This window comes from Blautia obeum ATCC 29174 (assembly GCF_025147765.1).
In the GTDB taxonomy this organism is placed as follows: Bacteria; Bacillota; Clostridia; order Lachnospirales; family Lachnospiraceae; genus Blautia_A; species Blautia_A obeum.
Genome location: NZ_CP102265.1, coordinates 1,378,828 through 1,400,184, shown reverse-complemented (window position 1 = coordinate 1,400,184; position 21,357 = coordinate 1,378,828). Strand labels below are relative to the sequence as shown.

The following is a 21,357-nucleotide window of genomic DNA, read 5'->3' as shown; positions in this document are numbered from 1 at the left end:
GGCAGTACCCCTTAGCAAACTAAAAACAGTATGTAAAATATCCTACAGGAATTTTACATCACTGGCACCTCTGGAAAGTCCTGTGATACCAGTTCTTGCAAGTTCAAGTATCTCATATTCACCAAGGAGATCAATAAAAGCACCTAACTTACTCTTACTTCCTGTCATCTCAATGACCAGAGAAGTCTTCCCAACATCAATGACATTGGCACGAAAAATATTTGCAATAGAAATGATTCCCTCCCGCTGCTCCGGTCTGGCTGCAACTTTGACAAGAACCAGTTCTCTGCTCACACTGTTATCAGGCTCAAGAACCTTGATGTCTCTTACATCAACCAGCTTCGCAAGCTGTTTGGTAATCTGTTCCAAAATCATGGAATCACCACTGCATACAACAGTCATTCTGGAATAACGTTCATCCGCAGTCACGCCGACTGTCAGGCTGTCAATATTATAACCTCTGCGGCTAAACAGTCCGGAAATACGGCTCAGTACACCTGCAGTGTTATCTACTAACAGGGACAAAATTCTCTTCTGCATAACGCACCTGCTTTCAACACTTTAAACTTGTAAACAATTCCATTGTAAAATTGTTTGCATGTTTTTTATTATAGCAACATTAAATCGTTTGTCAACGAAAAATTTTGTATACATTGCATTTTTTTGACATTTTATGCATTTTTATACAAGATATTTTTTTCGTAAGACTTCGATGTTTTTGGGATTCATATAAAGAGCCTTTTTCATAAACATATCCATGGAACCAAAATCTTTTTTTATTGTTTCAAATACGATATCCAGATACTCTTCCTTGACTCTGTAAAACAGACGTATCTTATCCATGACCTGATTGTCCACGATCATTTTGGTTTCAAGAAAACGAATCATATATTCCATTTCTTTATCCAGATACATGTTTGTTTTCATAAAATCCTCGTAAATCGTTTTTTTCGGTACTCCCAATGCGCAGAGAAGAAGAGCGGTTCCTACACCGACACGATCTTTACCTGCACTGCAGTGCCAGAGCACAGCTCCCTCATTCTGATGCAGAAGTACATCCAGAAAACGTGCATACTGTTTGATGCTGTATTCATCATGAACCAATGATTCATATTGCTTCAGCATGAATTCTTCAGGAATTTCTTTAAAATTCCTCAGAAGTTCTGTCGGGCTTCCTAATCTGGTAATTCCCAGTGTTTCCTCGTCAACGATCGGAATCTCATGATATTGTACACCCTCAATAATAGTATCCGGCTTTTCCAGACATTCCATCCGGGTTCTGAAATCCACAACCGTAGAAAGATGATATTCATGTGTCAGCATATCTTGATCCGTAATAGATATATGATACAGACTTCCGCTACGAAGAAGGCGTTTCGGCAGAATATGTCTGCCATCCTCTGTTTCTAATGCACCAAGATCTCTGGTATTCGGAAGACTTTGCATCGGAATCCGGCTTCCCTGAGGAAACCCTGTTACCATCTGAGGATTCAGGGCCCGCATAAGCTGTATACAGTTCTGTATCTCCCTGTCCGTCATCTCAAACTGATATCTTTTCTTTCTTCGTGTAATGATCACCAGTGAACTGGTACTGTATTGCTTCTGTGCCCCACCTTCTACGCCTTCTTTTCGTTTGTATGCCCAGATGATATCTTTGCACGGCAGATAATTCATCATCATATGTTTGGAAAAAATAAAGTTGCCATCCTCTATTCTTATTTTCCCGTATTTCATAATCTCTCCCTCTATATAACTCTACTGTACACTGTATTTACACTGCTCAGATAAGTCCAAGTTTTGTAAGCCCGTTTTGAATTCCATAGTGGAACATATCTGTTGTAACATAATCTGCCAGTTCCCTGATTTTAGGCGAACCATTACCCATAGCAACTTTTGTGGACGCATATTCAAACATAGAAAGGTCATTGTTGCTGTCTCCAAATACTACGGTATCTTCCCATTCTATTCCAAAGCTCCTGCACACCGCTGCAATTCCAACTGCCTTATTGCATCCCTTTGGAACCAGTTCGACCGTAGTTCCGACAAATGCATTATTTTCATGACGGATCACATCATAGTATGGAGACAGTTCTCTGCAAGCCTGATCCGCATCACATCCGTCCTGCATCTTGGCACTGATCTTATTGATATGCATACAGTGTTCATTGCCTCTGATCGGACGCCATTTTGGTCCAAGAGCTTCTGTGATCAGATCCGCATACCAGTTTACCTCTGTGGTATATTCATCTTTGTCATAATACATATAATCTGCACCTTCCATTACTGGAATCAGTCCATATTTTCGAAGAATCTCCACAGACTTTTCAGCTACTTCCGGCGTCATTTCATTGTTATAAAGTCTTTTTCCATCTTTTTCAATCGTAGCACCACATGCGCTGATCATCCCTGTAAATGGAATCCGTTCAAGATACCACGGCACAAATGCACGGCTTCTGCCCGTACACAGCCATGCTTGATGCCCGTTTGCAATCAGTTTCTTAATTGATTCTATCGCACTGTCTGGTACTCCTTTTTCTATATCACAGATTGTCCCATCTGCATCAAAAAAAACTGCTTTTTTATCGCTCATCATTCTGTCCTTCTTTTCGTTCTGCCATTTCTTCTGCATAATATTTCATCCAAAACTTTTACGCAAAAAGTTCTTCTGCTGCTCTGACCAGGTATTCGGTATCCTTCACGCCGGCGGTCTCATATGGTGAATGCATGGCCAGCTGAGGCAGACCGATATCCACCGTATTCATCGGGACCTGCGTATTGGAAATATTTCCCAGAGTTGAGCCCCCTGCAATGTCAGAACGGTTTACAAAAGTCTGATATGGTACACCGGCTTTTGTACACAACTCCTTAAATAGCGCTGCTGATACTGCATCGGTACAGTATTTTTGATTTGCATTAAATTTAATGACAATTCCCTTGTTCAGTACCGGATGATTGGTCGGATCTGTCTTATCCGTATAGTTCGGATGAAGTGCATGTGCATTATCCGCAGAAACCATAAAACTTCCAGCCAATGTCATCAGATATTCTTCGTAAGTCCTTCCAAGTCCCATATTGATACGAAGAAGCGTATCTTTCAGGAATGTTGACGCAGCTCCCTGCTTTGTTCCGCTTCCGACTTCCTCATTATCCATCACACAATGCACTGCAATTGATCCATAATTCTGCGCACGAAGCAATCCTTCCATGGAAGCAAATGCACACTGCAGATCATCCAGACGTGCAGATGAAACAAATTCCCTGTCCGCACCCCAGACAGTTCCCGGCATGCGATTATATAAAAACAGATCATGACTGATAATGTCTTCCTTTTTGATGCCAACCTGTTCAGCAATGATTTCAAGCAATGTCCGATCTGTATTTCCCGCTGCAAATAATGGCTGAAGATCTTTCTGTGGATTATAAGCCACACCATTATTCGCTTCACGATTCATATGGATTGCGAGATTCGGAATCATTACCAGATCACGCTTTATATCTACCAGTTTTTCTTCCAGTCCGTCATTTCTGCGGATGATCACTCTTCCAGCAACCGAAAGTGGTCTGTCAAACCATGGTGCCATCAACATTCCGCCATATTTTTCCACATTTAGTTTTACATAACTGTTATCCACTTTTATTTCCGGATTTTCCTTGATCTTAAAAGATGGTGAATCGCTGTGACTCGCCATGATATGAAATACTCTGGATTCCTTTTCCGGGATACAGAAAGCAATCAGAGCAGAATGATTTCTGGTCACCAGATATTTTCCTCCCGGAACCAGCTTCCAGTATTCTTTTTCCGAAAGCACTTCAAATCCATTTTCTGTTAATCTCTTCTGCATTTCGTCCACTGCCTGAAATGCTGTTGGACTTTTCTCTATAAAATCAAGCAGTTTTTCTGTTGTTTCTATGTACATCTATTACAACTCCTTTGACCGGTATCCGGTTGTATTTCATAAAATCCGGCTACGTTCTTGATAAAAAATATATGCATTAAGATTATACGGTATATTTTTTTCTATGGCAACGAAAAAGAGGCAGTTTGTCAAAAACCACCTCTTTTGAAGCTTTTTCGCTCTATTCTTTATACAAATTTATAAGGCCTTGATTCTTCTAAGTGCCTCCTGTGTATTCTCATAGCTTCCGAACGCAGTCAGTCGGAAGAAGCCTTCGCCATGCGCTCCAAAGCCTGAACCAGGAGTTCCTACTACATGTGCATTTTCAAGAAGATAATCAAAGAAATCCCAGGAACTCATATTGTTTGGTGTCTTCAGCCAGATATATGGAGCATTTACGCCACCGGATACAGAATATCCAGCCTTTTTAAGTCCGTTATAGATCGTATGGGCATTTCTCATATAATATGCAACCTGTTCTTTCAGCTGTGCTTTTCCTTCTGGTGAATAAACAGCTTCACCTGCGCGCTGTACGATGTATGGTGCACCATTAAATTTTGTTCCATGACGTCTTGCCCACAGATCATGCAGTGCAACGCCTTCTCTTACCAGATCTTTCGGAACAACCGTAAATCCAAGGCGAACACCTGTAAATCCGGCATTTTTGGAAAAGCTGCGCAGTTCGATCGCACAGGTGCGTGCACCTTCACACTCATAAATACTGTGCGGAACATTTTCTTCTGTAATATATGCTTCATAAGCGGCATCGTAAATGATCACAGAACCATTTTCATTTGCATAATCTACCCATTCCTGCAGTTTATCTTTTGTGATTGCTGCACCACTTGGATTATTCGGAAAACAGAGATAGATCAGATCCGGTGTCTCTACAGGCAGTTCCGGAAGAAATCCATTTGATTCCAGGCAAGGCATATAGATCACACCATCAAAGTTTTCGTTTTTCTTATTATAATCACCGGTGCGTCCTGCCATGACATTCGTATCTACATATACAGGATATACCGGATCGCAGACTGCAACTTTGTTCTCTGTTCCAAAAATTTCCTGAATATTTCCGGAATCACTCTTTGCACCGTCAGATACAAAGATTTCATCCGCACTGATCTGGCAGCCGCGTGCCTCATAATCATTTTTTACGATTGCACTTCTTAAAAATTCATATCCAAGATCCGGTGCATAGCCATGAAATGTCTCTGCATGAGCCATCTCATCTACAGATTTGTGGAGTGCATCTATGATCGCCGGAGCCAGAGGCTGTGTGACATCACCAATACCAAGACGGACGATCTGAACATCCGGGTTTGCTTCCTGATAGGCAGCTACTTTTTTTGCAATTGTAGAAAAAAGATAACTGCCTGGTAATTTCAGATAATTTTTATTAACCGTTACCATAATATTTATTCTCCTGTAATTTACTGATTTTTTCTTTTTTCAACTTCTTTGACAAGTGCCTCGCGTACTGCATCCGGACTTGCCTTACCTTTCAGTTCGCGCATCATCTTTCCAACAAAGAAACCAAAGACTTTTTCTTTACCGCCAAGCAGCTCCTCAAGTGGTCCCGGGTTCTCATCCAGGATCTTCTGAAGAGTATCATTGAGCAGACCGGTATCTTCAACGATCTTCAGACCATGTTCCTCAATGTAACTTACCGGATCAATATCTTCTTCGAAAACTTTTTCAAAAACTTTCTTTGCATTCTGTGCGCTGACTTCTTTCTTTTCCACTATCTGGATCAGATCAGCCAGATGCTCCGGTGTAAAGGAAACTTTTTCCACATCCAGAGCTTTATCCTTGGTCAGACGGAGAACTTCTCCCATAAACCAGTTTGCTGCTTTTTTCGGGCTGCCGCAAAGTTTTGCCACTTCCTCAAACAACATGGACAGATGTCTGGATTCCGTAAGGATTCCTGCATCATATGCCGGAAGATCATATTCAGACTGATAGCGAAGCTGTTTTTCTTCACGAAGTTCCGGCTGTGATTCACGCAGCTCTTCAATCCATGCATCGGAGATATGGATTGGCGGAAGATCCGGATCTGGGAAATAACGATAATCTTTTGCATCTTCTTTGGAACGCATTGCATGAGAAGATTCTTTGTTGTCATCCCAGCGACGTGTTTCCTGTACAACAGCTCTGCCCTCTTCGATCAGTTCGATCTGACGTTCTCTTTCTCCTTCAATCGCTCTTGCAATTGCTTTGAAAGAGTTCAGGTTTTTCATCTCAGTTCTGGTTCCGAACGCTTCACTTCCTACCTCACGCACAGAAAGGTTGACATCTGCACGCATAGATCCTTCCTGGAGTTTACAGTCAGATACACCAAGATACTGCATCATACAGCGAAGTTTTTCCAGATAGGCAATAACTTCCTCTGAACTTCTCATATCTGGTTCAGATACGATTTCGATCAGCGGAACACCACTTCGGTTATAATCCACAAGGGAACAGTCTTCCCATTCATCATGGATCAGTTTGCCGGCATCCTCTTCCATATGCATCTCATGGATACGTACCTTTTTCTTTCCGGCAGATGTCTCAATCTCTACCCAGCCATCATGACAGATTGGCAGATACAGCTGAGAAATCTGATAGTTCTGCGGGTTATCTGGATAGAAATAATTCTTTCTGTCAAATTTGCAATACTGATTGATCTGGCAGTTTGCTGCGATTCCTGCTTTGAGTGCAAATTCTACTACTTTCTTATTCAGTACCGGCAGAGACCCCGGCATACCGGTGCAGACCGGACAGGTATGTGTATTCGGTGCTCCCCCGAATTCCGTGGAGCATCCGCAGAAAATTTTTGTTTTTGTCGCAAGTTCTACATGGACCTCAAGGCCAATGACTGTTTCATACTGTTTCATGCCTTTTTGCCTCCTTTCTCCGGAGCAGGGAAAGCGCCCCTCACTGCTTCATAAGCAGCTGCTGCACGGAGAATCTTATGTTCTCCAAAACAGTCACCGATCATCTGAATACCAATCGGCATTCCAGCCTTATCCTGACCACACGGAACTGTGATTCCCGGAAGGCCGCATAAATTTACGGCAACCGTATAAATATCACCAAGATACATTGCAAGCGGATCTTTGAGGCTCTCTCCGATCTTCGGTGCTGTGTATGGAGCAGCCGGAGCCAGGATCACATCATATTTTTCAAATGCCTGATCAAACTCCTGCTTGATCAGAGCTTTTGTACGAAGTGCTTTCAGATAGTATGCATCATAATAACCGGAGCTTAGAACAAACGATCCAAGCATGATACGACGTTTTACTTCTTCACCGAAACCTTCTGTTCTTGTCTTTTTGTACATATCATGCAACCCTTCATATTCAGCTGCACGATATCCATATTTTACACCATCAAAACGTTCCAGATTAGAGCTTGCCTCTGCACTGGCAATAATGTAATATGCAGGAATCATATATTCCATCGTCTCTACAGAGAAAAATTCAACGATTGCTCCCTGTTCTGTCAATGTTTTCAGTGTATTCATGAAAGATTCTTTAACTTCCGGATCAAGGCCCCTGGCAAGAAATTCTTTCGGTACACCAAACTTCATTCCCAGAAGTTTCTTTTCTTCCACGCTCCTGGAAAATGTCAGATCTGTTCTATCCAGAGATGTACTGTCTTTTGGATCATGTCCGGAAATCACTTCCAGAAGTGCCGCACAATCTGCTACATTTTTTCCCACCGGCCCGATCTGATCCAGTGAAGAAGCATAGGCAACCAGACCATAACGGGATACGGTTCCATACGTCGGTTTGATTCCAGTCACACCGCAGAAAGAACTTGGCTGACGGATGGAACCACCAGTATCAGACCCAAGTGCCATAAACGTTTCTCCAGCCGCTACAGCAGCACAGGAACCGCCGGATGAACCTCCCGGCACATGTTCCAGATTCCATGGATTTCTTGTAACTCCATAGGCAGAAGTCTCTGTAGTACTTCCCATTGCGAATTCATCCATGTTTGTCTTTCCGATAATGATCATCCCTGCTTTTTCCAGACGATCAATTACTTCTGCATTATACTGCGGCACAAAATTCTCAAGTATCTTTGATGCACAGGTCGTTTTTTTACCTTTTATACAGATATTATCCTTCACCGCAATCGGAACACCGGCCAGCGGTCCTGTATATGTTCCATCCTGAATTCCTTTTTCTACTTCTTTTGCACGTGCATATGCTTCTTTTTTATACGTATCAAGATATGCATGCACTTTATCTTCTTTGCTCTCAATCTGGTCAAAGACTTCCTTCACACCATCCAGGACGCTGACTTCCCGCTGTCTGATCTTTGCCGCCAGCTCCAGAGCTGTCATCGATTCCAGTTCCATAATCTTTCTCCTCTATATGAATTCTCTGTCTGAATTCCTTTTCATTATCCGATCGTCTTCGGTACCTGATACTGTCCTTCTTTTGCTTTCGGTGCATTCATAAGCATTGCTTCCTTGTTGTCTCCATTTGTCACAACATCGTCACGGAATACATTCTTATCACCAAAAATATGAGACAGCGGTTCCACACCATCTGTATCCAACTCATCCAGTTTTTCTACATAATCCAGCATTTTCTGCATGTCTTCTTTTGCTTTTTCCTTAGCCTCATTGCTGAGAGAGAGCTTCGCCAGAATACATACATTTTCAATTGTTTCATCATCTATGATCTTTGCCATTATTTTTTCCTCCCTGCAAACAGTTACGGTTCCAGTCTGTTCAGATCTCTCGGGAACAGACATGCCTCACGGACATTTTCCTCACCAAGAAGCTGCATAGTCAGACGTTCCAGACCGATACCAAGTCCTCCGTGAGGTGGCATACCGTGTTTGAAGGTATCCAGATACTGTTCCATACCTTCTTCTTCCATACCTCGTGCAGCGATCTTTGCTTTCAGCTGATTATAGTCGTGGATTCGCTGACCGCCTGTTGTAACTTCCAGTCCATGGAACAGAAGGTCAAAACTCAGTGTGAATTTATCATCCTGCGGATCATCCATTGCATAGAATGGACGTTTCTTCGACGGATAATGTGTAACAAATACAAAATCTGCATCGTATTCTTCTTTGAAATATCTTCCGATCAGAGCTTCTTCTTCCGGTTCCAGATCATATGGATTGCGGATCTTACGATTATATTTTTCGGAAACCAGTTCCTTTGCTTTATCAAAACGAACTGTTGGAATCTGATCTACTTTTGGAAGCTGAATATTCAGAATCTGAAGTTCTTTTGCATAATCCTTCTTCAGAAGTTCCATTGCATATTGAAGGAATCCCGTCTCCATACCCATAATGTCTTCAAATCCATCGATATAACCCATTTCAAAATCGAGACTGGTATATTCGTTCAAATGACGTTTCGTGTTATGTTTTTCTGCACGGAATACCGGACCTGTTTCAAATACCCTGTCAAACACACCCACCATCATCTGTTTATAAAACTGTGGGCTCTGTGCCAATACAGCCGGTTTGTGGAAATAGCTGAATTTAAACAGGTTTGCTCCACCCTCGGCACCTCTTGCTCCGATCTTAGGTGTATGAATTTCTGTAAAGCCCTGCTCATAGAGGAAATCACGGAACGCACGTACCAGAGCTTCCTGAATCTTGAATTTAGAACGCTCCTGAATATTACGGAGTGCGATCGGACGTAAATTCAGTTTTGCCTCCAGAGATGTATTTAATTTCCATTTATCAATTGCCAGCGGCATTGGTTCCGCCGGTGATGAAAGAATCTCGATCTCCTGAACACGGACTTCTCTTCCATGAGGTGCTCGTTCTTCCTCATGGAGAATTCCTTTCACACGGAGAGTCATAGCCTCTTTCAGATCATGAATGGAAAGATTTGCTTTTTCATTTTCTACAACAGTCTGAAAAAGTCCCTCGCTTCTTCTCAGGATCACAAAAGCCACATCGCCCATATTACGGATGCTGTGAACGGCTCCTTCCAGAACTACTTCCTGATTTAAGAGAGAAGTACCAGTCAGTTCATCCCACTCGGTTACTTCTTTTTTGCAAATACCGTTCAAAAACTCCATTTCCTCATCCTCCATATATCTAGTCTTTTTTATTTAACTTTCGTATAACAGCATCAGAAGCATCTGTGCTGTTTCTACCATATTGGTTCCGGAATCCATACTTGATTTCTGGATATACCGGTATGCATCGTCCTCACTCAGGTGATTTCGCTGCATCAGCATCATTTTTGCATTGGATATATAATTCTGTTCTTTCTCGGAACGAAGCTTTGGTTTCTTTTTCTCTTTGCGTCGCTTACGTTCCTGCTGCATAAGAATCATATTTACCGTATTGATCAGGTCACTGGCTTTCATTGGCATTTCTACTGACAGAATCGATGGTGGTACTTCACATATCACCCTCGCAGACGCCAGAAGCAGCATTTCAAAATCTTTTGGCATACACTCTGCCAGATCCAGATAATTCATATCAGGAAGACGATGCCCACATATCAAAACACCATTTCCTAATTCAGATGCGCTGGAAAGAGCATTCGATGCAGTACTGCATACAGAGGCTACCGCTAATCCGTGGCATTCCAGAACACCGCGGATTTTTCTGGCATCTTCTATTTTTGGTAATGCAATAACAATGCTGCTCATACCAGTGTCTCTCCTCCTTCAGACCTCATACGTTTCTCCTACAAGACCACATACTTACAGGCGATACAGATATTCTGCAATTTCCCAGTCAGTTACCTGCTGTATATATCGCAGCCATTCATTTTTCTTGGCTGCAACATACTGTTTGCAGAACTCTTCTCCCAGCACATCCTTTACCCATGTACTTTCCTCAAAATAGTCAATTGCCTCTTTCAGCGTTGACGGAAGATGCTCCGCCTGTTGTCCCTGCATTGCAAGGTTTGATGATTTCGTCGGCGTGATCTTGTTTTTGATTCCATCCAGACCTGCTGCCAGGCAGATTGCCAGAACAACATACGGATTCGCGGAAGTATCAGGACTTCGAAGTTCTACTCTGATTCCTTCGCCTCTGGTAACTGGAATGCGAACAAGTGAATTCTGATTATTCTCTGTCCAGGTAAGTTCTGTCGGAGCATCATATCCCGGAACAAGTCGTTTGTATGAATTAACGATCGGATTCGTGATCAGTGCCATTTCCTTACTGTGTGCAAGCAGGCCTCCAATAAAATAGTAAGCCTCCTGGCTGAGTTCTCCATGATTTGACTGACTCTCAAACACATTCTTTCCGTCTTTAATCAGCGAAAACTGAATATGCATTCCTGATCCATTTACTTCTGCCTTTGGTTTCGGCATAAATGTCGCATGAAGGCCATGTCTCTTTGCCACAATACGAACAGCCATCTTAAAAGTAGTAATGCAGTCCGCAATCTTGCGGATCTCGCCATACCGAAAATCAATTTCATGCTGAGCCGGTGCTGCCTCGTGATGAGAGGATTCAACTTCCATTCCCATATCTTCCAATGTAAGCACCATATCTCTTCTTGCATTTTCTCCAAGATCCAGCGGACTGATATCCAGATATCCGGCCTGCTCGTGTGTCACCGTTGTTGGATTTCCATTATCTTCTGTATGGAACAGGAAAAATTCACATTCCGGATCAATGTAGCAGGTATAGCCCTCAGCCTGCGCTTTTCCGGCAACATTTTCCAGAATATATCTTGGACTGTTTTTGTATGGCGTTCCATCAGGAAAATACAGATCACAGATCATTCGTGCCACTTTTCCCTGCTGTGGACGCCACGGCAGGATTGCAAATGTATCAAGTACAGGTCTGAGATACAGATCTGCATCTTTTAATCCGGAGGTTCCTGCAATCTGTTCTCCATCTATCACACACTGATTATTCAACGCCCGAGGAAGTTCCCGAGCGGTTACAGCGATATTTTTGATTGCCCCAAACATATCAGTAAACTGAAGACGGATAAATTCTACGTCTTCATCCTCAACCATCTGTAATATTTCCTCTCTGGTATAATTCCCCATAACATTCTCTCCTTATAATTTAAAAATAAATAAAAAAGGGGCGCACTTTCGGAGGGTTACCCTCCAAAAGAACGCCCTTGTTCATGCAGGTATTATAGCAACCTGCATGGTCTTTGTCAACTCTCTTTTTACAGATTTGTATATCCCATCAGAGACTCATCAACAGCTCTTGCTGCCTCACGGCCCTCACGGATTGCCCATACAACCAGCGACTGTCCCCGGTGCATATCGCCTGCCGTGAAGACTCTTGGTACAGAAGTTTCATAAGCTTCTGGTTTTGTTTCAACGTTTGTCCGTCCGGTAAGTGCTACTTTAAATGCATCTGTTACATACTTTTGGCTTCCCAGGAATCCAGCTGCGATCAGAACCACATCTGCCGGAATGACTTCTTCCGTTCCTTCTACCGGAACCATCATCATTCTTCCTGTCTTTTCATCTTTCTGACTTTTTAGTTTAACGATCTTCGCCTTGCAGACATTTCCTTTCTTATCTGCAATAAACTCCGTAACCGTTGTCTGATATACACGCGGATCATGGCCAAACACTGCAATTGCCTCTTCCTGGCCATAGTCCGTTTTGAGGATTCTCGGCCACTCAGGCCACGGATTGTTTGCCGCACGCTCTGCCGGAGGTTTTGGCATCATTTCCAGCTGTATCACAGATTTTGCGCCCAGACGGATGCTTGTTCCAACACAGTCATTTCCGGTATCACCGCCACCGATCACAAGAACGTGTTTGTCTTTTGCAAGTTCATATGGCGTTTTTTCAAAATTGGAATCCAAAAGTGTCTTGGTGACTTTTCCAAGAAAATCTACAGCAAAGTAAATACCTTTTGCTTCTCGTCCCGGAACTTTGATGTCTCTCGGATTAGATGCTCCACATGCAAGGATCACGCGGTCATATTTCTTAAGAAGTTCTTCTGCAGTGATATCTTTTCCGACATTGGTATTCAGAACAAACTTCACACCTTCTTCTTCCATCAGATGAATTCTTCTGTCTACGACAGATTTTTCCAGTTTCATATTCGGAATACCGTAACGGAGAAGTCCGCCAGGTCTGTCACTTCTTTCATAAACTGTAACACTGTGTCCTCTTCGGTTCAGTTGCTGTGCCGCTGCCAGACCGGATGGACCACTTCCGACTACTGCGATCGTCTTTCCTGTACGAACGCGTGGAATCTGTGGTTTTACCCATCCTTCCTGCCACGCAGTTTCAATAATTGCTCTTTCATTCTCTTTTGTAGATACCGGCTCACTGTCCAGATTACAGGTACATGCCGCCTCACAAAGAGCCGGACACACTCTGGAAGTAAACTCCGGAAAACTATGTGTCTTGGAAAGTCTTAAATATGCCTGTTTCCAGTTTCCTGTATATACCAGATCATTTGTTTCCGGTACGAGGTTATGCAGTGGACAGCCGGAAGCCATTCCATTAAGCATCATACCTGACTGGCAGAAAGGTACGCCGCAGGCCATGCAGCGCGCCCCCTGTGTTTTCTGTTTTTCTTTGCTGAGAGGAGTCCGGAACTCATTGAAGTTGGCAATCCGGACCTTTGGCGGCAGCACTCTGGCTGTCTCTCTTTTATACTCTAAAAATCCTGTTGGCTTTCCCATGTTTCCTCATCCTCCTTAATGCTTTGCTCCAATGCTTTCGTAAAATGCTTCCATCTGCGCCTGCTCACTTGTCAATCCTTTTTCTTCCAGTTTGGCGCTGAGTGTGATCATCTTCTTATATTCATTTGGAATAAGTTTCTTAAAGTGCGGCAGATAATAGTCAAAGTCATCAAGTACTTTTGTTCCCAGTTTAGAACCGGTAGCCGCAACATGGGCTTCGATCAGATCACGAAGTTCTTTTTTATCATATTTATTCTCTACTTTTTCAATAGAGATCATTGCTTTATTAATATTCTTATACAGTTTGTTATCCACATCCAGCACGTATGCAATACCACCGCTCATACCTGCTGCAAAGTTCTTTCCGGTTCGTCCAAGGACTACAACACGGCCACCTGTCATATATTCACAGCCATGTTCACCAACACCTTCGACAACTGCATATGCACCAGAGTTACGAACTGCAAAACGTTCTCCTGCAACACCGTTGATAAAAGCATAACCGCTGGTAGCACCGTAAAGGGCAACGTTTCCGATGATGATATTCTCTTCTGGTTTATAAGCTGCCTTTTCAGGTACCTTCACAATCAGCTTACCACCTGACAAACCTTTGCCAAAGTAGTCATTGCTGTCACCGGTAAGATTCAGAGTGAGACCCTTAGGAATAAATGCACCAAAGCTCTGTCCACCTGCTCCATGACAGTTGACCACAATTGTATCATCCGGAAGTCCTGTTCCTGTCTGTCTGGTGATCTCAGCACCAAGGATCGTGCCAAATGTACGGTCTGTATTAGTGACATCCACATTCAGTTCTACATGTTCCGCTTTTGAAATAGCTCTTGCACATTTTTTAAGAAGCACTTTTTCATCCAGAGTTTTCTCAAGTTCAAAATTATAAACTGCTTTTGGATCAAACGTAACCTTCTGACCATTTCCTGCATATGGATTATTCAGGATTGCGCTGAGGTCCAGTTTGCCTTTATGTGGTTCCGCTGCAACTGCCTCGGCAGACTGTTTAAGAAGCTCTGTATGTCCGACCATTTCATCAACCGTACGAACACCAAGACGTGCCATGTATTCTCGCATTTCCTGAGCGATAAATCTCATAAAGTTTTCTACATATTCCGGTTTTCCCCTGAAACGCTTACGAAGCTCCGGATTCTGTGTAGCCACACCAACCGGACAGGTATCCAGGTTACATACTCTCATCATGACGCATCCCATAGTTACAAGCGGTGCTGTGGCAAATCCAAATTCCTCTGCTCCAAGAAGAGCTGCGATCACCACATCACGTCCACTCATGAGCTTTCCATCTGTCTCTATGCGTACACGGTTACGCAGTCCGTTCATGATCAATGTCTGATGAGTTTCTGCCAGTCCAAGTTCCCATGGAAGTCCTGCATTGTGGATGGAGCTTCGCGGAGCTGCTCCTGTTCCTCCGTCATAACCAGAGATCAGAACGGTCTGTGCACCAGCTTTTGCAACGCCGGCCGCGACTGTACCAACACCTGCCTCAGAGACAAGTTTTACTGAAATGTCTGCATAGACGTTAGAGTTTTTCAAATCATAGATCAGCTGAGCCAGATCCTCGATGGAATAAATATCATGATGCGGCGGCGGGGAGATAAGGGACACACCAGGTGTTGAATGACGTGTCTTTGCAATCCACGGATACACCTTCTTTGCCGGAAGATGTCCACCCTCACCAGGTTTTGCACCCTGAGCCATCTTGATCTGGATTTCTCTTGCTGATACCAGATAACGGCTTGTTACTCCAAATCGTCCGCTCGCTACCTGCTTGATTGCAGAACAACGGTCGTCTTTACTGCCTGCAGATGCGATACGTTCAGCACTTTCTCCACCTTCACCTGTATTGGATTTTCCATGCAGATGGTTCATTGCAATTGCAAGAGTCTCATGAGCTTCCTGTGAGATAGAACCATAGGACATTGCACCTGTCTTAAAGCGCTTAACGATATCGTCTACGCTTTCAACTTCTTCGATCGGAATAGCATTTTCCGGATAGTTAAATTCCAGAAGTCCACGAAGAGCTCCATGACTTTCTTTGTCTACCAGTGCAGTATACTGTTTAAACAGATCATAGCTGCCTGTCCAGGTAGATTCCTGAAGCAGATGAATTGTCTGTGGATTGTACTTATGCTCTTCACCCTGGCTTCTCATTTTATGTGCACCGACACTGTCCAGAGTAAGATCCGTATCCAAGCCTAATGGATCAAATGCTTCTGAGTGCAGTTTTTCAACATTATCTTCAATATCTTCCAGAGTGATTCCACCTACACGGCTTACAGTACCTGTAAAGTACTTATCGATCACATCCTGTGAAACACCGATTGCCTCAAATATCTGTGAACCCTGATAAGACTGGATCGTTGAGATACCCATTTTAGATGCAATCTTTACAATACCACTTAAGACTGCATGATTATAATCTTCTACAGCTGCATAATAATCTTTATCAAGCATGCGATTATCGATCAGTTCACGGATTGTCTCAAGTGCAAGATATGGATTGATCGCACTAGCGCCATAGCCAAGAAGTGTCGCAAAATGATGAACCTCTCTTGGTTCTCCTGATTCCAGAATGATTGCAAGAGAAGTGCTTTTTTTCGTTTTTACAAGATGCTGATGTACTGCGGAAACAGCCAGTAGTGACGGAATCGGCATATGATTTTCGTCTACTCCACGGTCTGAAAGTACAAGGATGTTTGCACCATCACGATATGCTTTATCAACTTCAACAAAAAGGCGATCAATTGCTCTCTCAAGCTTTGTACTCTTATAATAAAGGGTAGAAACAACCGCAACTTTAAAACCTTCGTGATTCATGGTTTTGATCTTGAGCATATCTGTATTTGTAAGGATCGGATGCATGATCTTCAGTACATGACAGTTCTCTGGCTGCTGTACAAGAAGGTTTCCGTCTTTACCAACATACACACTGGTAGAGGTTACGATTTCCTCACGGATAGCATCGATCGGCGGGTTGGTTACCTGTGCAAAAAGCTGTTTAAAATAATCAAATAAAGGACGATGCTGATTGGAGAGTACTGCCAGTGGAGTATCAACACCCATAGCACCGATACTTTCTGCTCCATTCAGTGCCATATTTCTGATTGAAGTACGGTACTGTTCGTAAGTATATCCAAATGCTTTCTGCAGGCGTGCACGCTGCTCCGGTGTATATTCTTCCATACGTACATTCGGAATTTTGATATCTTTCAACTGAACCAGATTGCTGTTCAGCCATTCTCCATATGGCTGCATAGCTGCATATTTTTCTTTCAGCTCATCGTCATCGACTACCTTACCTGCGACGGTATCTACCAGAAGCATTTTTCCAGGATGGAGTCTTTCTTTCAGAACAATTTTCTCTTCCGGAATCGGCATAACACCAACTTCTGAAGACAGGATCATGTAGCCGTCAGAGGTGATATAATATCTTGACGGACGCAGACCATTACGGTCAAGTACAGCTCCCATGACATCACCATCAGAGAAAAGAATAGACGCCGGTCCATCCCATGGCTCCATCATAGTTGCATAATACTGATAAAAATCTCTCTTATCCTGTGAGATTGTATCATTGTTAGCCCACGGTTCTGGAATAGTGATCATCACTGCAAGTGGGAGTTCCATTCCACTCATTACAAGGAATTCCAAAGTATTGTCAAGCATAGCTGAGTCAGATCCCTTACGGTCAATGACCGGAAGAACCTTATGGAGCTGTCCCTTCAGATATGGAGATTCCATATTTTCTTCTCTGGCAAGCATCTTATCTGCATTTCCACGGATTGTATTGATCTCACCATTGTGAACCATAAAACGGTTCGGATGAGCTCTCTCCCAGCTCGGATTTGTATTCGTACTGAATCTCGAATGAACCATCGCAATTGCAGACTCATAATCAGGGTTCTGAAGATCAGCAAAGAATGTTCTCAGCTGTCCTACCAGGAACATACCTTTGTATACGATCGTACGGCTGCTCATAGATACTACATAAGTATTGTCGTTACTCTGTTCAAACTCACGACGTGCAATATAGAGCATACGGTCAAACGGAAGTCCTTTTTCTACCTCATCTGGTTTTTTGATAAATGCCTGCATAATGTAAGGCATACATTCTCTGGCTTTATGTCCAAGCACCTCCGGGATTACCGGAACAGTTCTCCAGCCAAGAAGTTCCAGGCCTTCTTTTTCCACAATGATCTCGAACATTTTCTTTGCCTGTGCACGTTTGATCTCATGCTGTGGGAAAAAGAACTGTGCAATACCATATTCTCTTTCTCCACCAATATCAAAGCCCTCTTTCTTACAGGCTTTTTTGAAAAATTTATGTGAAATCTGCAGAAGAATTCCGACACCGTCACCAGTCTTACCTTCTGCATCTTTACCTGCACGGTGCTCCAGATGTTCTACGATTCTGAGCGCATTGGCAACCGTATCATGGGTCTTTTTACCTTTTATATTTACAACCGCACCAATACCGCAGTTATCATGCTCGAATTCGCGACGGTACAGTCCCTGATCTTCTCTCCTTACTTCCTGCATGGTCATTTATCCTTTCTATCTGCGACAGGAATAAAACAAGACTTTTTCTCGTCCTGTCTCACTCCTTTTATTTTTTATTCCTGATTTTGTGCCTGTCGGCTCAGTTTCAGTTTTGCATATTCATCTGCTGCTTTTACAAATCCGCGGAACAGTGGGTGTGCATGGTTCGGTCTTGATTTAAATTCCGGATGTCCCTGTGTTCCTTCATAAAATGGATGATCTTTGATCTCTATCATCTCTACGATATGTCCGTCCGGTGAAGTTCCTGCAATCGTCATTCCTTTCGCTGCAAGTTCTTCTCGATATGCATTGTTTACCTCATAACGATGTCTGTGACGTTCCTGAATTTCTTTCTTTCCAAAAAGTTCAAGTGCTCTGGAACTGTCTGCCAATACACACGGATAACTTCCAAGTCTCAACGTACCTCCCAGATCTTCTACGCTCTCCTGATCCGGCATCAGTGCAATTACCGGATGTTTGGTTGCAGGATCCAGTTCTATACTGTTCGCATCTTCATATCCCAGAACATGTCTTGCAAATTCAACAATTGCCATCTGCATGCCAAGGCAGATTCCAAGATACGGAATTTTGTGTACACGGGCATACTGCGCTGCCAGAATCATACCTTCGGTACCTCTGTTTCCAAATCCACCCGGAACCAGAATACCGTCTACTTTATGAAGCATCTGATCCAGATTCTTTTCATTCAATTCTTCAGAATCAATCCATATGATCTCTACTTTTGCTTTGCATGAAATCCCACCATGTTTCAGTGCTTCCACAACACTCAGATATGCATCGTGAAGCTGTGTATATTTTCCTACCATGGCAATATTTACAGTGCTTTCCGGATTGCGCAGGTCATTGACCATCTGTGTCCATTCGGTAAGATCCGGTTTGCGATTCTCCAGTCTTAAAGATTCCAGTACCACATCTGCCAGTTTTTCACGCTCCATGGCAAGAGGTGCTTCATAAAGATATTCTACATCAAGATTCTGCAGCACATGGCTGACCGGTACATTACAGAACAGTGCAATCTTTCCTTTGATTTCATCAGTCAGTGGATGCTCACTTCTGCATACCAGAACATCCGGCTGAATTCCCATTCCCTGAAGTTCTTTTACACTGGCCTGTGTCGGTTTTGTCTTCATCTCTTCAGATGCTTTCAAATAAGGAATCAGTGTTACATGAATCAGAATCGCGTTGTCATGTCCCACATCATGTTGGAACTGACGAATAGACTCAAGAAACGGCTGACTTTCAATATCACCAACAGTTCCACCAACCTCTATAATCGCAATCTTTTCTTCATCCTGTTCCTTCGCTCTGTAGAAGCGGCTCTTAATCTCATTGGTGATGTGAGGGATGACCTGCACAGTACCTCCGCCAAAGTCTCCATGACGTTCTTTCTGTAATACAGACCAATAGACCTTTCCGGTCGTTACATTCGAGTTTTTATCAAGGCTCTCATCAATAAATCTCTCATAATGTCCAAGATCCAGATCTGTCTCTGTACCATCATCTGTAACAAAAACCTCTCCATGCTGGATTGGGTTCATGGTACCCGGATCAATATTGATATAAGGATCAAACTTCTGCATTGTTACCTGATATCCACGTGCTTTCAGAAGTCTTCCAAGGGAAGCTGCTGTGATTCCTTTACCAAGGCCGGATACAACACCACCTGTAACAAAAACGTATTTTACTGCCATTATCGATTTCCTCCTCCATTTTATATCTTAAACAAAAGGCGTCAGAAGCAGACAAAGGGACAATTCCCTCTATCGCTTCTGACGCCTTTGTCAGATAAGCTCTTAAAATATGAGATTTACTATACCTTATTTTTTTTCGTTTGTAAATATGTAATTTCTATAATTTTCAACATCCGCAGTCAATTTTTTTGTTCAGTTCTGCTTCCACATCCATCGGATATTTACCATCAAAGCAGGCTTTACATAATGGAAGGTGACCTGCCATTCCCTCCAGGTAATCACTCTGCATATATCCAAGAGAATCTGCTCCGATCATCTCACAGATTTCCTGTGCACTGTGATTGCTGGCAATCAGCTGATCATTAGATGGTACATCTGTTCCAAAATAGCATGGATGCAGGAACGGCGGAGAACTAATTCGTACATGTACCTCCAGTGCGCCTGCTTTTTTAAGCATACGGATAAGGTTTGCAATCGTTGTTCCACGGACAATGGAATCATCCACCAGAACGATTCGTTTGCCTTTGACCGCAGAATCCAGAACACTGAGTTTCAAATGTACACTGGACTCTCGTTCTTTCTGCGTTGGTTTGATAAATGTTCTTCCAATATAGCTGTTCTTATAAAAAGCAAAGCCAAACGGTATGCCCGATTCTTCCGAATATCCCTTTGCTGCCGGGATACCAGATTCCGGCACACCGGTAACAAGATCAGCCTCTACCGGATAGGATTTTGCAAGTGATTTACCGCCTCGGATACGAGCATCATAAATCTTCACTCCATCCATCATACTGTCCAGTCTTGCGAAATAAATATATTCGAATACACAATGGGCATGTTTACCGGTACTCAATTCTTTATTAGACTCAATACCATTTCTGGAAATCGTAATCATCTCTCCTGGCTCAATATCTCTTATAAACTCAGCGCCCACAGAGGTAAGTGCACAGCTCTCAGATGCAAGTACATAAGTATTATCGCGTTTTCCAAGACACAATGGTTTCAGTCCAAGCGGATCCCTGACACCAATCAATTTTCTCGGACTCATGATAACGAGAGCATATCCACCTTTCAGCTTACGGGCAGTTTTGAGGACAGCCTCTTCTACTGTTTTGGAGTGCACTCGCTCACGTGCTACATGAAACGCAATAACTTCCGAATCAGTCGTTGTATGAAAAATCGCTCCGTTCTGAATCAGCTCCCATTTCAGTTCCGGGGTATTGATCAGGTTTCCGTTATGTGCCAGTGCAAGTGTCCCTTTAATATAGGACAATACCAGAGGCTGTGCATTTTCTGCTACAGATGCACCTGTCGTAGAATAACGTACATGTCCGATTCCGAGATCACCTTCCATATTCCGTATGGTATCTTCCCTGAGAACTTCACTTACCAGTCCCAGATCCTTATGGAACTGGACATTACCACGCTCTCCGTCTGTTCTGGAAACTGCAAGTCCGCAAGACTCCTGTCCACGATGCTGAAGTGATGTAAGGCCATAATAAATGGATGGAACAACATTTCCTCCATCCAGATCATAAATACCAAATACACCACAGGCTTCCTTAATTCCTGCCATCAG

15 protein-coding genes are annotated in these 21,357 nt (G+C 43.1%); all 15 read right to left on the bottom strand.

Features of this window, described 5'->3' with window-relative positions; genetic code table 11:
• Nucleotides 1-42: 42 nt before the first annotated feature.
• The 15 genes from ilvN to purF all read right to left on the bottom strand — a co-directional run bounded on the left by ilvN (nucleotide 43) and on the right by purF (nucleotide 21,354).
• Nucleotides 43-540 carry an acetolactate synthase small subunit gene (gene ilvN / locus NQ503_RS06640; RefSeq protein ID WP_005426400.1) on the bottom strand — a complete coding sequence of 166 codons (498 nt, stop codon included), beginning with the start codon at nucleotides 538-540 and terminating at the stop codon, nucleotides 43-45.
• Between the two features lie 141 nt (nucleotides 541-681).
• Nucleotides 682-1,734: a tyrosine-protein phosphatase gene (locus NQ503_RS06635; protein WP_005426399.1), complete on the bottom strand. Its 1,053-nt coding sequence runs from the start codon at nucleotides 1,732-1,734 to the stop codon at nucleotides 682-684.
• 46 nt (nucleotides 1,735-1,780) lie between these two features.
• A complete protein-coding gene (locus NQ503_RS06630) occupies nucleotides 1,781-2,629 on the bottom strand; it encodes a Cof-type HAD-IIB family hydrolase (protein ID WP_005426396.1) in 849 nt (282 codons plus the stop codon).
• Nucleotides 2,630-2,648: 19 nt separating this feature from the next.
• Nucleotides 2,649-3,917, bottom strand: coding sequence for a M18 family aminopeptidase (locus NQ503_RS06625; protein WP_005426394.1), 1,269 nt, complete (start codon nucleotides 3,915-3,917; stop codon nucleotides 2,649-2,651).
• A gap of 177 nt (nucleotides 3,918-4,094) precedes the next feature.
• On the bottom strand, nucleotides 4,095-5,309 hold the full coding sequence (locus tag NQ503_RS06620; RefSeq protein WP_005426392.1) for an LL-diaminopimelate aminotransferase: 1,215 nt from the start codon (nucleotides 5,307-5,309) through the stop codon (nucleotides 4,095-4,097).
• A 20-nt stretch (nucleotides 5,310-5,329) separates the two neighbouring features.
• Nucleotides 5,330-6,775 carry an Asp-tRNA(Asn)/Glu-tRNA(Gln) amidotransferase subunit GatB gene (gatB, locus tag NQ503_RS06615; RefSeq protein WP_005426390.1) on the bottom strand — a complete coding sequence of 482 codons (1,446 nt, stop codon included), beginning with the start codon at nucleotides 6,773-6,775 and terminating at the stop codon, nucleotides 5,330-5,332.
• Nucleotides 6,772-8,247 carry an Asp-tRNA(Asn)/Glu-tRNA(Gln) amidotransferase subunit GatA gene (gatA, locus tag NQ503_RS06610; RefSeq protein WP_005426388.1) on the bottom strand — a complete coding sequence of 492 codons (1,476 nt, stop codon included), beginning with the start codon at nucleotides 8,245-8,247 and terminating at the stop codon, nucleotides 6,772-6,774. The genes gatB and gatA overlap by 4 nt, the downstream gene beginning before the upstream one ends.
• Nucleotides 8,248-8,291: 44 nt before the next feature.
• Nucleotides 8,292-8,585 carry an Asp-tRNA(Asn)/Glu-tRNA(Gln) amidotransferase subunit GatC gene (gene gatC / locus NQ503_RS06605; RefSeq protein WP_005426386.1) on the bottom strand — a complete coding sequence of 98 codons (294 nt, stop codon included), beginning with the start codon at nucleotides 8,583-8,585 and terminating at the stop codon, nucleotides 8,292-8,294.
• Between the two features lie 23 nt (nucleotides 8,586-8,608).
• Entirely contained in the window at nucleotides 8,609-9,940 is a 1,332-nt protein-coding gene (gene aspS / locus NQ503_RS06600; RefSeq protein ID WP_044925894.1) for an aspartate--tRNA(Asn) ligase, read from the bottom strand.
• 33 nt (nucleotides 9,941-9,973) lie between these two features.
• Nucleotides 9,974-10,522 (bottom strand): ANTAR domain-containing response regulator, encoded by a 549-nt coding sequence (locus NQ503_RS06595; protein ID WP_005426382.1) that lies wholly within the window; start codon nucleotides 10,520-10,522, stop codon nucleotides 9,974-9,976.
• Between the two features lie 54 nt (nucleotides 10,523-10,576).
• The gene (glnA, locus tag NQ503_RS06590) at nucleotides 10,577-11,884 is read right to left on the bottom strand and encodes a type I glutamate--ammonia ligase (protein WP_005426380.1); all 1,308 of its coding nucleotides are present in this window, start codon (nucleotides 11,882-11,884) and stop codon (nucleotides 10,577-10,579) included.
• Nucleotides 11,885-12,012: 128 nt separating this feature from the next.
• The gene (locus NQ503_RS06585) at nucleotides 12,013-13,497 is read right to left on the bottom strand and encodes a glutamate synthase subunit beta (protein ID WP_005426378.1); all 1,485 of its coding nucleotides are present in this window, start codon (nucleotides 13,495-13,497) and stop codon (nucleotides 12,013-12,015) included.
• A 15-nt stretch (nucleotides 13,498-13,512) separates the two neighbouring features.
• The gene (gene gltB, locus NQ503_RS06580) at nucleotides 13,513-18,072 is read right to left on the bottom strand and encodes a glutamate synthase large subunit (RefSeq protein WP_005426376.1); all 4,560 of its coding nucleotides are present in this window, start codon (nucleotides 18,070-18,072) and stop codon (nucleotides 13,513-13,515) included.
• Between the two features lie 68 nt (nucleotides 18,073-18,140).
• Complete coding sequence (locus NQ503_RS06575) at nucleotides 18,141-19,778, bottom strand: CTP synthase (protein ID WP_005426374.1); 1,638 nt, start codon at nucleotides 19,776-19,778, stop codon at nucleotides 18,141-18,143.
• Between the two features lie 166 nt (nucleotides 19,779-19,944).
• Nucleotides 19,945-21,354, bottom strand: a complete 1,410-nt coding sequence (gene purF / locus NQ503_RS06570) for an amidophosphoribosyltransferase (RefSeq protein WP_005426372.1) — start codon at nucleotides 21,352-21,354, stop codon at nucleotides 19,945-19,947.
• Nucleotides 21,355-21,357: the final 3 nt, after the last annotated feature.

Coding starts and splice junctions, on each gene's coding strand:
- NQ503_RS06585 (WP_005426378.1), bottom strand. CDS start 13,497: ATGGGAAAGCCAACAGGATTTTTAGAGTATAAAAGAGAGACAGCCAGA.
- gatC (WP_005426386.1), bottom strand. CDS start 8,585: ATGGCAAAGATCATAGATGATGAAACAATTGAAAATGTATGTATTCTG.
- NQ503_RS06575 (WP_005426374.1), bottom strand. CDS start 19,778: ATGGCAGTAAAATACGTTTTTGTTACAGGTGGTGTTGTATCCGGCCTT.
- NQ503_RS06625 (WP_005426394.1), bottom strand. CDS start 3,917: ATGTACATAGAAACAACAGAAAAACTGCTTGATTTTATAGAGAAAAGT.
- gatB (WP_005426390.1), bottom strand. CDS start 6,775: ATGAAACAGTATGAAACAGTCATTGGCCTTGAGGTCCATGTAGAACTT.
- NQ503_RS06630 (WP_005426396.1), bottom strand. CDS start 2,629: ATGCAGAAGAAATGGCAGAACGAAAAGAAGGACAGAATGATGAGCGAT.
- gatA (WP_005426388.1), bottom strand. CDS start 8,247: ATGGAACTGGAATCGATGACAGCTCTGGAGCTGGCGGCAAAGATCAGA.
- aspS (WP_044925894.1), bottom strand. CDS start 9,940: ATGGAGTTTTTGAACGGTATTTGCAAAAAAGAAGTAACCGAGTGGGAT.
- gltB (WP_005426376.1), bottom strand. CDS start 18,072: ATGACCATGCAGGAAGTAAGGAGAGAAGATCAGGGACTGTACCGTCGC.
- NQ503_RS06635 (WP_005426399.1), bottom strand. CDS start 1,734: ATGAAATACGGGAAAATAAGAATAGAGGATGGCAACTTTATTTTTTCC.
- glnA (WP_005426380.1), bottom strand. CDS start 11,884: ATGGGGAATTATACCAGAGAGGAAATATTACAGATGGTTGAGGATGAA.
- NQ503_RS06620 (WP_005426392.1), bottom strand. CDS start 5,309: ATGGTAACGGTTAATAAAAATTATCTGAAATTACCAGGCAGTTATCTT.
- NQ503_RS06595 (WP_005426382.1), bottom strand. CDS start 10,522: ATGAGCAGCATTGTTATTGCATTACCAAAAATAGAAGATGCCAGAAAA.
- purF (WP_005426372.1), bottom strand. CDS start 21,354: ATGGCAGGAATTAAGGAAGCCTGTGGTGTATTTGGTATTTATGATCTG.
- ilvN (WP_005426400.1), bottom strand. CDS start 540: ATGCAGAAGAGAATTTTGTCCCTGTTAGTAGATAACACTGCAGGTGTA.